General features: G+C 56.6%; 11 protein-coding genes and 1 tRNA gene. 9 read left to right on the forward strand and 3 right to left on the reverse strand.

The window, feature by feature from the left end:
• Positions 1-43 precede the first annotated feature (43 nt).
• On the forward strand, positions 44-1,012 hold the full coding sequence (locus DB51_RS02110; protein ID WP_034250877.1) for a co-chaperone YbbN: 969 nt from the start codon (positions 44-46) through the stop codon (positions 1,010-1,012).
• Positions 1,013-1,099: 87 nt separating this feature from the next.
• Here the strand turns inward: DB51_RS02110 and DB51_RS02115 are convergent, their stop codons facing one another.
• Positions 1,100-1,732: a CYTH domain-containing protein gene (locus DB51_RS02115; RefSeq protein WP_034251310.1), complete on the reverse strand. Its 633-nt coding sequence runs from the start codon at positions 1,730-1,732 to the stop codon at positions 1,100-1,102.
• Between the two features lie 160 nt (positions 1,733-1,892).
• Here DB51_RS02115 and DB51_RS02120 point away from each other — a divergent pair.
• A tRNA-Arg gene (locus DB51_RS02120) sits at positions 1,893-1,965 on the forward strand.
• Positions 1,966-2,017: 52 nt separating this feature from the next.
• Here DB51_RS02120 and DB51_RS02125 read toward each other — a convergent pair.
• A complete protein-coding gene (locus DB51_RS02125; protein ID WP_034250878.1) occupies positions 2,018-3,037 on the reverse strand; it encodes a LacI family DNA-binding transcriptional regulator in 1,020 nt (339 codons plus the stop codon).
• A 273-nt stretch (positions 3,038-3,310) separates the two neighbouring features.
• Here DB51_RS02125 and DB51_RS02130 point away from each other — a divergent pair, with 273 nt between their 5' ends.
• The 5 genes from DB51_RS02130 (at position 3,311) to DB51_RS02150 (ending at position 9,751) form a co-directional block, all read left to right on the forward strand.
• Positions 3,311-4,711, forward strand: a complete 1,401-nt coding sequence (locus DB51_RS02130; protein ID WP_034250879.1) for an extracellular solute-binding protein — start codon at positions 3,311-3,313, stop codon at positions 4,709-4,711.
• A gap of 214 nt (positions 4,712-4,925) precedes the next feature.
• The gene (locus DB51_RS02135) at positions 4,926-5,765 is read left to right on the forward strand and encodes a carbohydrate ABC transporter permease (protein ID WP_051867193.1); all 840 of its coding nucleotides are present in this window, start codon (positions 4,926-4,928) and stop codon (positions 5,763-5,765) included.
• Complete coding sequence (locus DB51_RS02140; RefSeq protein WP_034250880.1) at positions 5,762-6,577, forward strand: carbohydrate ABC transporter permease; 816 nt, start codon at positions 5,762-5,764, stop codon at positions 6,575-6,577. Before DB51_RS02135 ends, DB51_RS02140 begins: the two co-directional genes overlap by 4 nt.
• Before the next feature lie 50 nt (positions 6,578-6,627).
• A complete protein-coding gene (locus DB51_RS02145; RefSeq protein WP_084674494.1) occupies positions 6,628-9,171 on the forward strand; it encodes a glycoside hydrolase family 31 protein in 2,544 nt (847 codons plus the stop codon).
• A gap of 184 nt (positions 9,172-9,355) precedes the next feature.
• A complete protein-coding gene (locus DB51_RS02150) occupies positions 9,356-9,751 on the forward strand; it encodes a Rid family detoxifying hydrolase (RefSeq protein WP_034250881.1) in 396 nt (131 codons plus the stop codon).
• A gap of 153 nt (positions 9,752-9,904) precedes the next feature.
• Here the strand turns inward: DB51_RS02150 and DB51_RS02155 are convergent, their stop codons facing one another.
• Positions 9,905-12,223 (reverse strand): glycoside hydrolase family 3 N-terminal domain-containing protein, encoded by a 2,319-nt coding sequence (locus DB51_RS02155; RefSeq protein ID WP_034250882.1) that lies wholly within the window; start codon positions 12,221-12,223, stop codon positions 9,905-9,907.
• 590 nt (positions 12,224-12,813) lie between these two features.
• On the opposite strand from DB51_RS02155, the gene DB51_RS02160 reads away from it, so the two are divergent.
• A complete protein-coding gene (locus DB51_RS02160) occupies positions 12,814-13,785 on the forward strand; it encodes an ABC transporter permease (RefSeq protein WP_238548272.1) in 972 nt (323 codons plus the stop codon).
• Between the two features lie 9 nt (positions 13,786-13,794).
• Positions 13,795-14,721 carry a carbohydrate ABC transporter permease gene (locus DB51_RS02165; RefSeq protein WP_034250883.1) on the forward strand — a complete coding sequence of 309 codons (927 nt, stop codon included), beginning with the start codon at positions 13,795-13,797 and terminating at the stop codon, positions 14,719-14,721.
• Positions 14,722-14,758 lie beyond the last annotated feature (37 nt).

A 14,758-nucleotide genomic window follows, 5' to 3' on the forward strand; every position in this document is an offset into this window, starting at 1 on the left:
TTCAACGGCGGTTCGCAGAGATATGAGTAAGCAGGAGGGTCATATGGCAACAAATAATCAAGGATTCCAACCCGGGGTCTCTTTGGCGGGCGCGGTCGATCTGGAAGCTCTCAAGCATCAGGCGAAGGCTCAGCCGGGTGAAGCGGGCGGTGCCCCGGCGGCAGGCGGATATGTCATCGACACCACATCATCGGGTTTCCAGGCGGTGATGCAGACTTCGGCGACGTTCCCGATTCTCTTGCTGCTATGGGTGCCGAGCGATAAACGCCTTTTCCCGCTTGCCAAGGCGCTGGCGGATGCGGTCAACGTGCAGAAGGGCAAGGTGCAGCTCGCGCGTATCGACATAGCTGCCGAACCTGAGATCGCGCAGGCCTTCCGCGTCCAGGGAGCTCCGGCGTTATTCGCTTTGATAGGTGGAAGACCCATGCCTGTGCTGCAGGGGATGCCGTCGGATGAAGAGCTCAAGCAACTCACCGATGAACTCATCCCGCAGGTCATCAGCCTCGCACAGCAGTCAGGAGTGACCGGCACCGCGCCGTATCAGGAGACCGCGGACTCGGCTTCGGATGAACAGACCGAGGCAGCTGAAGATGCTCCTGCGCTCCCCGCCGCTCACCAACGTGCACACCACCTCGCCGAGGAAGGCGATTATTCAGGTGCTGCCGAGGCGTATGCGGCGGTGCTCGAGGATGACCCTAGCGATACGCTTGCGGCCAGGGAACGTGCCAAGGCCTTGCTGCTGGCTCGTTCAGCGGCGTTGGATGTCAGGGTCGTGCGACAGGAGGCGGCGGAGCATCCTGATGATGCGGAGGCGCAGCTGTCCGTCGCGGATGTCGATATGATCGGCGGGCAGATCGGCGACGCCTTCGACCGGCTGCTCGAGTATTTGGGAAGTCATCGTGACCAGATGGAGCCCGTGCGCCAACGGCTGCTTGAATACTTCCTGATTCCCGAGGCTTCCGATCCTCGGCTGAAAACCGCACGTCAGCGTCTCGCCACGTTGATGTACTGACAGGCAGGTGGATGACCGCGCTTCCTGAAGGGTGTCGGCATTGACGTCGTTGTCCCACCGTGTGGCGCGGGCATTGACGTCGTAAGCTCAGTGCTTCTCTCTGCGGTTCGTGCCGAAGCCCTCCAGGAAATGCGGGCCCGTGGTGAGCAGCTCATATTCGAATTGCTCCTTCCACAGCGCATAGGGGCGTTCCGCCAGACCGTCGTTGGAGAAGCGAACGTCGTCCGTGATTTCAGTGACGCAGAAGTCCGGTATTACCAGGTCGGTGACGGGGCCGCGTCTCTCCGCTTCCGCCACGATAAGCGGCGCGTTGCTTCCGCCGAAGACGTCGATGTCCCAGCCGTCTTCCCCAAGCCAGGCGCTATAGCGGTTCTTGACTATGGGAGAGCCTCCGCGAAGCACGAGTTCGACGGCGACATCCGGGTCGATGTCCCTCTCCGCTTCGTACCGGGTTCCACCGATTGCCGGCCCCTTGACGGTGACGGAGGCGTCCGTGAACGCGTCACGGTGGCGTTGCAGCGTCGCGATCGCCTGAGTCTTACCATCCATGGCCAAACGGACGTTGTGCGCTTGGAGTCTCACCCGGAGTGCGAAATTATCCTGATGGACGTAGTAGCTCTGAACGATGAGAATCGGTGCGTCGCCGTCATCCAGATCCGCAGGGAAGGCATGGCAGAAGAATCGTCGTTCGTATTCGAAGTCGCTCAGATCGTCTCTCATGCCATCATTGTAGGGTCTGGCGGTGATGTGGGCACGCTGGTGCCGGTCGCCGGGCGGGTGCATGTGCCACCTGCGACGCTTAGAGGGGAGGGGCTTTCGATGCCGCGTGTGCATTTGACGCGGTATTGGCATAGTATGGACGGGTTGCCGTTAGGCATACGGGCTTGTAGCTCAGTGGATAGAGCGTCTGCCTCCGGAGCAGAAGGTCGTGGGTTCGAATCCCATTAAGCCCACTTTCCCGGTAATGCCTTGACTCATGATGCCACTGCGGTCAGTGAATACCAGTCACCGGTGGTGTGTTGAAGGCTGTGCCCGAGTCGTGGTGTGCCTCAGAATGAGTTCGACCGGTACGGTCTGATGAGCGGCATCGACATGCTCGCCTCGGATCAATGCCAGTGTTTTCTTCGCGGTAATCATTCCGAGTGCGCGCGGATCCTGTCTGACGGTGGTCAACCCGACTTCCTCGGCGAAGGTGCTGTCGTCGAAACCTGTGATCGATATGTCCTTGGGAACGTCCATCCCGTATTTCCTTATCTGGAACAGAAAGGGCACGGCGAGTGAGTCCTGGTGGAAGCAAAGGGCGGTTGCGGGCTCTTGTTGTCCTAGCAGCGCCGTCATGGCCGCATTGATGCAGGTGTCGTCGTCATCGACCTGCAACACCTGCTGATGTATGCCCAGTTTCTCGCAGGCTTTGATGAATCCCGTAACCCGCAGTTGTGAGCTGAAGCTCAATGAGGATCCGAACGACTCGAGAATATACATGATGTTCGTATGCCCTAGTGTATGCAGATGGCGGACAGCCAGCCCGATGCCGGTGCCGTCGTCGATGCTGACGGAGGCGCTGAATCCGGAAGGCGAAGAGACGTTGATGCCGACGATGGGGATGTTCATGGATTTAAGTCTGGTTACTTCTTCAGGAAGAATGTCGAAGGAGGATACGATTACCGCGTCCGCATTGCGGCGCAACGGGAGATCCGCAAAAAAGTCCTTCCGCGTTTCGAGACTGTCTATCGGATACAGCACCAGGTCATATCCTTCCTCGCGAAGCACCGCGTTCAGACCTGACATGATTCCCGCAGTGAACCATTCAATATCGGCGCTGCCAATAAGCAGGGCGATTCTCAGTGACTGCCCCGATTTCAGGGTGCCTGGTGCTCGCGAAACGGCGAAGTTGAGGGATTCCGCTGCTTTGAGAACCTTGGCTCTGGTGGTTTCCGAAACGAGTTCCGGCCGGGTGAAGGAACGGGATACCGTTGCCACCGAGACACCTGATTGTCGTGCGACTTCGCTGATGCTGGCTTTCATCGCTGCCTCCTATCTGCAAGCTGTAGCAATCGTATCCTTTGAATCGAAGAATCGTTGTTGTCCCTGGCGTACTGCTCGTATGCCCGTGGTTACGGCCGCCGTCTGTCCACAATGCGCCATCGGGTGCACGAGCACAGTGTAGAGAAACAAGGGCAGTATTGCAAAGCTTTGCATAAAATGACAATATTTACATGAGAATTTGTTTTGACAACTCAGAAGTCCTAGTTGTAAAGTAGTCGTGTTCTTCAATACTTACAACGAAGTGAGGGAAAAATGAATCTCAAACGCTGTGTCGCTGCTTGTGTTGCAACGCTTAGCATTATTTCACTGGCTGCTTGCGGCGGTGGCTCTGGTGAATCTTCAGGAGTAACCGATACCAAAAGCGACAAAGGGCTCGAAGTCCTTGGCGAGAACGTCAAATACGACCCCAATCATCTCGTCAACGGAGGTAAGCCGATATCGGTCGATTACTGGACTTGGGGAGATAAGAGCACCGATCCGGTGATCTCACTGATAAAGGATTACGAAAAGATTTATCCCAATGTCAAAATCAATGTGGTAACTGTCACGTGGGACGACTACTGGACTAAGCTCCCGCTGGCGCTCAAAGGCAAGAACGGGCCTGCGTTGTTCAACGTGCACAATTCGCAGGATGCGTTGCTGCGCCCATACCTCGCCAACTATGATATTCCGATCAAGGATCTGGAAGCCGACTACACCAATGTCAACACACATGAGGTCGACGGCAAAGTAGCCTATATCGATTCGGTCATCAACACCGGCAACATCTATTACAACAAAACGATGTGGAAGCAAGCAGGTCTGACTGACAGCGACATCCCGAAAACCTGGGACCAGCTCGTCGCCGTGGCGAAAAAGCTTACGAAGTTCGATGGGTCCAAGATGGTGCAGGCCGGTTTCAATATCAACGGGGACAGTACGTATGACGCGCTTTGGCAGGGCCTGAATTATCAAAAGGGCGAGTTGATGTTCAACAAGGCGGGCACGAAGGGCAACTACGACAATGCCGTCACCAAGGAGAATCTCCAGTTCCTCAAGGACCTGTATGACAAGGACAAGGTAGGAGCCACGAATTTCGGTGACGACGCGACCCAGAGTTTCGGCAACGGCCAGACCGCAATGGTGTATCGCTGGGGGTGGATGGAAGGCACGATGAAGGAGAAATACCCTGATATCGACTACGGCGTATTCGCTACTCCGACGTTCACCGAAGATACGCCGTTCGCCTATGACCGGTATAACGGCGAGTCAACCGCCGGAATCAACAAGAACCAGAACGAAGAGCAGCAGAAGGTGGCACAGGACTTCGTCAAATACATGCTCGCCAATGACGACTTCCAGCGTTATGCGGTGCAGGCCCTGAATTCCTTCCCTGCAAAGAAGAGCATGCAGAATGATGAGCAGATTCTGTCCAATCCTGTTATGGCGGCGATCAAGCCTCGTATAGACAGGCTCATCTGGCCTGGACCTGCCCCGTCGACTATGGAGACCAGCCCCAAGCAGGCCTTCCAGAACGTGTTCCAGAACGGCACATCGATTTCCAAGGCCGTCAGCGACGCACAGACGCAGATCGATAAGGATATGAAGAGCGGCAGTTTCACTTCGGTGGAAAGCAAGTACGCATTCTATGACGAGGCCGCCGCTCAGCAGTGAGCGTAGATCTCTATCGAATTTTGGGGGAACTGCGTATTCAAGGCGTGCGGTGCGCACCTTGAATACGCAGATTCCTGGCGAATCTTGACATTGCAGGAAAACAAGCGTTTGGAAATGGGCGGAAATGGCAGCTTCACAGAGTGATCCTGGCGTGCTGGGGAAACGGCGCCGGGTCAGGGACGGGAATGACACCGTGGTGCAACGGGTGTTCAATATGCGCAATATCGCGGTCACTGCGTTAATCGTATATTTCAGTATCTTCATGGTCTATCCGATATACAAGGCTTTCGCGGGAAGTCTGCATGAGTGGAATCCACTGGTAGGTACATACAACTGGGTCGGATTGGACAATTTCAAGGCCGTGCTGACTGACGGTCTCTTCTGGAAATCATTATGGAACACCGCATATTTCTCGGTGTTCTCCATCGTGTTCAGAATCATCCTGGGCCTTGGCCTGGCACTGCTGCTGAGCTCTCGCCTGGTGAAGGCGAAAGATTCGCTGCGTGGATTGTTCTATATGCCGACGATCACACCTCTGGTCGCTGTGTCCTTTGTGTGGATGTGGATGTTCGATCCTCAATTCGGCATGATTAACAAAGTCACAGGTCTTGACATCAACTGGCTTAATGATTCGCATTGGGCGCTGCCTGCGATCATCATCATGACCATCTGGAAAGACTTCGGTTACGCCACGGTCCTGTACCTGGCGGGCCTGATGAATCTGCCCAGGGACGTCTATGAGGCGGCCCAGATTGACGGTGCCAACTCGTGGCAGACTTTCTGGCGGATTACCTTGCCGTTGCTCAAACCGACCACGCTGTTCATCGTGATCACCTCGTTGATCACCTATGTGCAGGCCTATGTGCAGATTCTGGTCATGACCGAAGGCGGCCCCGGTACGGAGACGTACACCATCAGCTATCTGATTTTCGATCAGGCTTTCCAGAAATACGACTTTGGCACCGCTTCGGCAATGAGCGTCATTCTCTTCGCCATAACCGGAGTCCTCACCATACTGATGTTCAGAGCGTCCGGAGACATGGAGCAATCATGAAAAAAGCAGCCTCTATCACGTTGACGATTCTGTTGTTCGCCTTGGCGTTCATCACGATCGTTCCCTTCCTGTGGATGCTGATCTCATCCTTCGCGACCAACAGTGACATCGTCAAAATCACCTCCTCGATTTTCCCGACGCCGACGACTCTGTCCAACTATTCGGGAATTCAGCAGAAATTCGACTTCCTCAGACTGTTCGCCAATTCGCTCTTCGTGGCAACGGTGAAAACCATCATCATCATCTACACCAGCGCCGTCCTGGGGTATGTGTTCTCGAAGATGCACTTCCGGGGACGGGATGTGTTGTTCGGCGTGGTGTTGAGCACCATGATGATTCCCTGGGCGGTAACCATTATTCCTCAGTATGAGATGATGGTGGATTTCGGTTGGCTCGATTCATACAGATCGCTTATCGTTCCGGGTCTCGTGAGCGGTTTTGGGGTCTTTCTCTTCAAGCAGTCGATTGGCGGGATCTCTGACGAGCTGATTGAGGCGGCGAAGTTGGACGGAGCCAGCGACTCAAGGATCTTCCATCGCATCATTCTGCCGATAAGTCATAACACCATTGCGGCTCTGGCTATTTTCACCTTCCTCTGGAACTGGGAGGACTATCTCTGGCCCTTCCTGATGATCACGGACGATAAAAAACAGCTGTTGTCGGTTGGGCTGAAAATGTTCAACGGTCAGTATGGGACCGACTACGGTGGTCTGTTCGCGGCGACATCTATTGCGATCATCCCGGTGATTGTCGTCTACATGATTTTCCAGAAACAATTCATCGCCGGCATAGCGTCAGGCAGTGGAAAGTGAGATCCTCCTCGGATCACCACACAACTCGATTGAAAAAGGAACGCACGAGTATGAAGGAATCCCAAGCCCTTGTGGCTTTCACGCCCACGACCGAGGCAGGTATGAACCCTGACGCTATCGTGCAGGGCGAATGTTGGCGCATCGGTATTCTTGATGAGGCACTGCTCAGATTCGAGTGGTCGGATGACGGTGTTTTCGAGGATCTGCCAACACAGATAGCCTGGAACAGGTCATTCGGTCCAACGCCGGAGTACCGAGTCACGCACCACGGCGACCTCACGATTATCGATACCGATGCGCTGCACGTGACCTATGACGGCAAACCCTTCTCCAAGGAGGGACTGAGCGTGGTCGTCAAGGGTGTCGATTCCCAATTCAACACCTGGCATTACGGCGAACATTCTCGTGGCAATCTCAGAGGAACGGCAAGGACCTTGGATGAGGCGGACGGTGCGATACCCCTTGGGGAGGGGCTGTGCTCCAGGGACGGCTGGGCCGTCATCGATGATTCCGCATCGAAGGTGCTGGCACCCGCCGATCGAGTGAAGGGCGAGCCCAATCCGTATGGTTCCTGGATCTTTGCAAGGGAACACCAGGAACAGGATCTGTATTTCTTCGGTTACGGGCATCGATACCGTGATGCGGTGAAGGCCTTCTACGCGTTGAGCGGTCATACGCCGCTCCTGCCACGTTTCGTGTTCGGCAACTGGTGGAGCAGATTCTACAAGTATGATGCCGCGGAGTATCTGGCGCTGATGGGTCGCTTCGTGAAGGAGGGGCTGCCTTTCACCACCGCGGTCATCGATATGGATTGGCACGTCGTCGACATCGACCCGAAGTATGGTTCCGGGTGGACAGGGTATACCTGGAATCGTGAGCTCTTCCCGGATCCGGAAGGTTTCCTGTCGTCCTTGCATCGGCGAGGGATGAAGGTCACGTTGAACGTTCATCCCCGTGACGGCATCAGGGCGTTCGAGGAAGGATACGTCAAGGCGGCCGAAAGTCTGGGAATTGATCCGCGTACGGGGCAAACGGTTGATTTCGATCTGACCCGTCCGCGTTTTGTGCAGGCGTATGCTGACCTGCACCATGATCTGGAACGGCAAGGGGTGGATTTCTGGTGGCTGGATTGGCAGCAGGGTGGTGTGACGCGCATGGAGGGGTTGGATCCCTTGTGGATGCTCAACCATCTGCATTATCTGGATTCCGGTCGTGAAGGGCGCTGGCCGCTCACCTTCTCGCGTTATGCGGGACCGGGCTCGCACCGCTATCCGATAGGCTTCTCGGGAGACACCTTGGTGTCTTGGGATTCCTTGAAATTCCAGCCGTGCTTCACGGCCACGGCGAGCAATATCGGATATGGCTGGTGGAGCCATGATATCGGCGGACACATGTACGGCTCAAGAGATGAGGAGCTGGAAGCGAGGTGGTACCAGCTCGGAACTTTCAGCCCGATCAACCGTCTGCATTCCTCAGCCTCATCGTTCAATACGAAGGAGCCGTGGAACTTCCACGCCGAAGTCAGATCGGTCATGGACGAGGCATTGAAGCTTAGGCATCGTCTGATTCCCTATCTGTATACGATGAATTGGAGAGCGGCGTATGACGGCGAGCCGTTGGTTGAACCGATGTATTGGCAACATCCCGAGATCGAGGAGTCATACGAGGTTCCCAACCAGTTCCGTTTCGGCACCCAGTTGATCGTGGCGCCGATCACTGAGCCGGTCGATACCGAGTCGAGGTTGGGCCACGCCGACGTCTGGTTCCCGCAAGGGGAGTATTTTGATTTCTTCGACGGAAGACGATATCTGTCGAGCGGCAGTGCAGGGCGCATGATGCAGGTCTGGCGCCCCTTGGACAGGATTCCGGTGTTCGCCAAGGCGGGCGGTATCGTGCCGCTGCAGCAGCTTCCTCCTGCAGGCGCCGAGGCAGGGCGCAGGATCAACGATGTGTCGAATCCCGAAAGCCTGACGTTGGTGGTGTTCCCCGGTGACAACGGAAAATTCGTCTTACGCGAGGATGACGGAACCTTCCCGGAGTCCGCCGATTTCGCCAGGGCTGCCGAACAGGCCGGACTTGTGGAAACGACGGTGACCCTTGACTGGCATGTGGATGGTGCGAGACTGAGCATTGTTCCGGATGCGGGGAGTCTGCGGACCATGCCCGATTCCCGCAACTGGCAGATTATCCTGCGCGGTGTCGAACCCACGGATGCTCGGGTGTTCGTGGATGGGATCGAGGCCAGGTGCGATCTTTCCTACGACGCAGACACGTCGAGCATGAGGGTGGATGTTCACGGGGTTCGGCGTTCCTCTCACGTGGACATCGATTTCACCGACGTTGAGCAGAGCGGAGTGAGACTGCGTTCGCAGAATCTGCGTGACGAGGTATTCGATATTCTCTTCGATGCTCAGATGCCGTATCTCACCAAGGAGAAAGTCTTGGCTGCGGTGGATGCGGATGGTATGGAAAGTCTGTCCGGATTGAGAGCGCTGAATCGAGGACCACGTCGAGTCGGCGACTTGCAGTGGTCGCACCTGCCTGATTCGGTGATGGCTGCTATCGAAGAGGTCATGCTGCGCTCACGACGATGAGTGTGACAACATCCGATTTCCTGTTGCCTCATGCCATTGGTGGTATGAGGCAACTCGACTCCGTCTTCGTGCAGCACGGTGTAGGTTCTCGCATCTCGGCCGGGTGATGGAGGTTTGATGGCCGGCGGCAACGGCGGTATCTTGAATGATGAAGGAAGCTTATCGTCGTCGATCGAGGAGAATCATGAGCGCCAACATTCAGGAAGTTGCAACCGCATACGCACCTACCGCACTGGGTGCTTACAGCCAGGCCGTGAAGGCCAACGGTTTCGTGTTCGTTTCCGGTCAGCTCGGCATAGACCCCGCAAGCGGTGAGCTTGCCGGTGAGTCTGCAGCGCAGCAGGCCACTCAGGCCTTGCGCAACATCAAGAACATTCTCGACGCTGCGGGCAGCGGTATGGAGAATATCGTTCGTGCGACCATCTATTTGAAAGACGTCGACGACTTCGCGGCCGTGAACGAGGAATATGCCAAGGTGTTCATCGCTTCGGTGAAGCCGGCACGCGTGGCTTTCGGCAACAACATGATTCCCAAGGGCGCTCTTGTCGAGATCGACGCCATCGCGGTGGCGGGCGAGTAGGCGCTGACCGGTCCAGGTCGATTGTGTAGGGATTTCTGGCTATACCAAGAGTCTCTGCATTGCAAAATGGCGGATTCACTGACGTGAATCCGCCATTCGTTGAAACATCCCTACACAAACCGCTTCACAGCGGGCATGCCTGGAGGTTTCGGCTTAGTTGACGGTGAATTTCAGCGTCTGGCAGTCCGAATCCTTCGAGGACGAGCCGATGAGCACCTCGAAATCGCCGTTCTCGACCACGCGCTTCTCCTCGGCGTCGACCAGTGTGCAGTCCGCGACGCTGAGGTCGATGGTCGCGGTAGCGTGCTCCCCGGGATGTACCAAGACCTGGGTGAATCCCTTGAGTTCCTTGTTCGCCCAGCTGACGGAGGTCACCACATCGTGAATGTAGAGCTGCACCGTCTCCAGCGACTGCCTGTCGCCGGTGTTGTGCAGGGTGACGCGTGCGCGGAGCGTGTCATCGGCATGAACGTCATCGAGCGAGCGGCTCGGGTCGATTTCGCCATCGCTGCCTAGAACGTCCAGGGTCGCGGTCTGGTATTCAACGGTTGAATAGGATAGTCCCTGGCCGAAGCAGTAGGCGGGTTCCTGGGTGAGATCCGCGTAGCGCAGACCGTGTTGGCCGCGTATCTGGTTGTAATACGTTGGTTGCTGTCCGCTGTGCCGGGCGAAGGATATCGGCAGTCTGCCCTTGGGCTCGATTTTGCCGAGCAGAAGTTCCGCCAGGGCTCGCCCCCCCTGCATTCCCGGATTGCCTGCCCAGATGACGGCTGCCGCGTCTTCTGCGCACGAGGGCAGTATCAGCGGTTTCGAGGCCATCAATACGATGATGAAGGGCTTCCCGCGACGTTTGCAGGATTCGCTGACCGCTTCCAACAGAGCGTTCTGAGCGCCGAACAGCTCCAGGGTGGCCGTCGACCTGCCTTCGCCCACCAGTTCGATGACATCGCCGACGACGGCGACCGTCACGTCCGCGGCTTCGCTGGCGGATACGGCTTCGTCGAGCATGGCGGGATCGGGAGAGCACGCCTGCTGGACCGGCGGTCTCGGCTGCCCGTCGGGGAAGTATGCGCCTGCAGGGTCGCTTTCCAGCGTGAGGATATCCGCGCCCTTTGCATACCGCACATCCCAATCCTGGGGAATTTCGCTGCGCAACCCGTCGAGCACGGTGGTCACCGTCTCTCTGGGCTCCTCGTGAATCCAGCCGACCTGACCCGAACCGCCGGCCCAATCTCCGAGTTGGTTGTTGGGGTCGTCCGCAAGCGGACCCACGAGTGCGATGGTCCGAGGCGCAGGCGACGTCGTGTGCGCGGGCAGGAGCGGTAAGGTGCCGTCGTTGCTCAGCAGCACCAGCGATGCCCTGGCCGCTTCGAGGTTGAGCTCGGTGTGCTCGGGTGTGCCGATGTCGCCGGCGATTCTGGTCTGGTCCGGTATGCGCGGATTCTCGAAGAGGCCGAGTGCGAATTTCAGTCGAAGAATCCGCCCGACAGGCGCATCCAGGTCGGTCTCCTCAATCATGCCTTCCTCAAGGGCATCCAGCGCTCCTTCGTAGAAGCCCGGTGTGCTCATGATCATGTCGTTGCCTGCCTTGATGGCGGCAGCCGCTGCATGCTTGTAGTCCGGCTGGATGTTCTGTTCCCAGACCATGCGTCCGACATTGTCCCAGTCGGTGACCAGCATCCCCTGATATCCCCATTCGCCTCTGAGTACATCGTTGAGCAGCCATCGGTTCAAGGTGATAGGGATGCCATCGGTGCTCTGATAGCCGAGCATGAAGGTGCTGCAACCGGCTTTTGCCACGCGTTCGAAGGGAGGCAGGAACCAGGAGCGCATCTTGCGGTGAGAGATGTCGGCTTCGGAGGCATCGCGCCCTCCCTGTGTCTCCGAGTATGCGGCGAAATGCTTGGCGGTGGCCAGTATGCTGGTCGGGTCGTCGAGACCCTCGCCCTGGTAGCCTCGGACCATGGCGGCGGCCAGTGTGCCAATCAGCAGCGGGTCTTCTCCGAAGGTCTCGTCGACCCGGCCCCAGCGCAGGTCGCGGGCTATGCAGAGCACGGGGGAGAAGGTCCAGTGCACTCCCGTGGCGGAGGCCTCCACTGCGGTTATTCGTGCTGAGCGTTCGAGAAGGTCTGGATTCCAGGATGCGGCCATGGTGAGCTGGGTCGGGAAGATGGTCGCCCCCGGCCAGAATGAATAGCCGTGGATGCAGTCTTCCCCGACGATGAGCGGAATGCCCAGCCGTGTTCGTTGTACCAGTTCCGCGGCTTCGACGAGATTCTGTGGGGATGTGTGAAGAATGGAACCGACATGGATGTCGAGTACCTTGTGTTCAAGATCGTGTTGTGCGTCGAGCTGCATCAGCTGCCCGACTTTTTCCTCGACGCTCATGCGTGAGAGCAGGTCGTCGATTCTGGTCCCGATGCCCGCTTGGGGGTCGAGATATCGAGGTGTTGCCGAGCCGTGGTCGGTCATAACCGTCCCTTTCTGTGTTGAAGCCGGAACCGTGCAGTGCGGCCGTGGGCTGTGTCGCGAAGCGCTGCGTCGGTGCTGCATACCGTGATTGTTTCATGACCTGCGACCATGCAGGCCTGTCCGCCTTCGTTGCCGGTTGTCTGTCGCCCAATGATGGGGCAAACACATATTAGATTACTGATGAGTAAGTAAAAAATCAAATTATCATCTATGGAAAACGCCGAGCAAATCCTATAATTCGTTGCTATAACAGCAAGAATAAGGAAGTTTGACCCAAGATTTGACATCTAACTGACCAGTCAGTATATTGATGTTCGTACAAATAGCAGAACGATGACGTTCCGAATTGTCCGCACACGAAACCAACGACAGGGAAGCACCCTAGGATGCCTTCGTTCCCTGCAGACGGGGCACGCGTGTCGGTAATCATGACAGCGGAATGTCAGCAACAGAACTCGTAGTCGACGGTACGAAACCGTGGAATGCGGATTCTTCCGGACCCTGCAGCACGCGCATCACGTCGCAGTGAAGCGTCGAATGCGCAGGATCTCGGGGAAACCGCAGCACAGCATTACAGAAGGGGGTATGCATTGCAAGCCTCAGCACACGATATGCCGCAAGCCAAGGGCGCGAAGCCGGGCATGATGGCAAGAATGCGACAGTGGTGGAGTCAGTTCATCTATCAATGGCAGTTGCAGGCGATGGTCGCACCCGGCATCATCTTCATGATTGTCTTCAACTTCATTCCAATCTATGGTCTGGTGTTGGCATTCAAGAACTACACGGTCGTGGATACCATCTCCGGAGCTCCCTGGGTGGGGTGGGAGAATTTCCGTATCATCCTCAGTGACAAATATTTCTGGGATTCCGTGTGGAACACCATGGGCATCAGTGCCATCAAGCTCTCGCTCGGGTTCGTGCTGCCGATCATCCTTGCAGTGATGATCTACGAGGTGCCATGGGGTCCGTTCAAACGCATCGTGCAGACGCTCACCTATCTCCCGCACTTCTTCTCGTGGATCATTCTCGGCGGCATGCTCATCAACTGGCTTTCCACCAACGGTCTGCTCAACGAAATACTGAATTTCGTCGGTATCAACGCATCCTCGAATTATCTGCTCGATGCCGACAAGTATTGGGGTATCGCAGCGCTTTCGGACGTATGGAAGGAAGCGGGCTGGGGAACGATTCTGTATCTGGCGGTTATGGCGGGCATTGACCCGTCCCTCTACGAGGCCGCCGAAATGGATGGGGCATCGAAGATACGCCGTATCTGGCATATCACGATACCGGAGCTGGGCACGATGATCACGTTGAATCTGGTGCTCTCCGTCTCCGCGCTCTTCGGTTCGAACCTGGACCAGACGCTGATTCTGATGAACACGCAGAACCAACCCAAGTCGGAAGTCATCAACTCCTATGTCTACCGAATAGGCCTCACCCAGGGGGACTTCTCCTATGCCACGGCAGTAGGCCTGGGCGTCTCCATCGTCTCGGTCGTGCTTCTGGTCATCACCAATGTGGTGAGCAAGAAAATCAACGACAACCAGTCCGTCCTGTAGGGGGAAGCCATGAGAAGAACAGCCAAGGTCAAGCTGGATAATCCGCAGGCCATGAACGCCGGGAAGTCGGTGCGTCACGGGTCGATGACCTTCAACATCATGAACACGGTGCTTCTGGTGATATTCACCCTGCTCATCGTGATACCGGTGTGGAATATCGTGATTTCCTCATTCGCCTCCAACCAGTCGTTGAGCGAGGGTGGATTCGTGTTCTGGCCCAAGGCCCTGTCCTTGGACAACTACCGCTCAGTGTTCCAGGACAACCAACTCTGGCACGCCCTGCTGATATCGGTGCTGAAAACCGCGATAGGCGTGGTCGCGCACACCCTGTTCTGCGCGGTGTTCGCCTATCCGCTCAGCAAAGCGTATCTCAAAGGACGCAAACTCTATTCCGCGATGGGCATCATCACCATGTTCTTCAGCGGCGGCATGATTCCGACGTATTTGCTGATCAAATCGCTCGGACTGCTGGATTCCTTCTGGGTCTACATCATCCCGGCGCTGTTCAGCTACTACGATGTGATCATCCTGATGAACTTCTTCAGGCAGGTGCCCGCATCTTTGGAGGAATCCGCCAAAATCGACGGTGCCAGCGAATGGCGAATCTTCCGCTCGGTGATTCTGCCGCTGTCGAAGCCGGCGCTCGCCACCATCGCGCTCTTCCACGGCGTGGCCCAATGGAACGACTTCATGACCACCAAGCTGTATATCACCAACGAGAATCTCTATCCTCTGCAGATGCGACTGTACGACATCATCGTACGTTCCCAGGCGGCCTCCGATATGGGCAATGTAGGTCAGGTGGTGCTGGATACCACATCGCGCGGCGTCCGATTGGCGACCATCATGATTACCATCGCCCCGATTCTGGTGCTGTACCCATTCGTCCAGCGATATTTCGTCGGCGGAACGATGCTTGGCGCGGTGAAAGGCTAAGCCTGTCACACGGCTGAAAGGGGGCGCTGGGACAGCA

The organism is Bifidobacterium crudilactis, from assembly GCF_000738005.1.
GTDB classification, from domain to species: Bacteria; Actinomycetota; Actinomycetes; order Actinomycetales; family Bifidobacteriaceae; genus Bombiscardovia; species Bombiscardovia crudilactis.

Excerpts from the sequence above, each read along its gene's own strand:
- DB51_RS02155 (WP_034250882.1), bottom strand. The coding sequence starts at position 12,223 with ATGACCGACCACGGCTCGGCAACACCTCGATATCTCGACCCCCAAGCG.
- DB51_RS02150 (WP_034250881.1), top strand. The coding sequence starts at position 9,356 with ATGAGCGCCAACATTCAGGAAGTTGCAACCGCATACGCACCTACCGCA.
- DB51_RS02130 (WP_034250879.1), top strand. The coding sequence starts at position 3,311 with ATGAATCTCAAACGCTGTGTCGCTGCTTGTGTTGCAACGCTTAGCATT.
- DB51_RS02135 (WP_051867193.1), top strand. The coding sequence starts at position 4,926 with ATGCGCAATATCGCGGTCACTGCGTTAATCGTATATTTCAGTATCTTC.
- DB51_RS02145 (WP_084674494.1), top strand. The coding sequence starts at position 6,628 with ATGAAGGAATCCCAAGCCCTTGTGGCTTTCACGCCCACGACCGAGGCA.
- DB51_RS02140 (WP_034250880.1), top strand. The coding sequence starts at position 5,762 with ATGAAAAAAGCAGCCTCTATCACGTTGACGATTCTGTTGTTCGCCTTG.
- DB51_RS02125 (WP_034250878.1), bottom strand. The coding sequence starts at position 3,037 with ATGAAAGCCAGCATCAGCGAAGTCGCACGACAATCAGGTGTCTCGGTG.
- DB51_RS02110 (WP_034250877.1), top strand. The coding sequence starts at position 44 with ATGGCAACAAATAATCAAGGATTCCAACCCGGGGTCTCTTTGGCGGGC.
- DB51_RS02115 (WP_034251310.1), bottom strand. The coding sequence starts at position 1,732 with ATGAGAGACGATCTGAGCGACTTCGAATACGAACGACGATTCTTCTGC.
- DB51_RS02165 (WP_034250883.1), top strand. The coding sequence starts at position 13,795 with ATGAGAAGAACAGCCAAGGTCAAGCTGGATAATCCGCAGGCCATGAAC.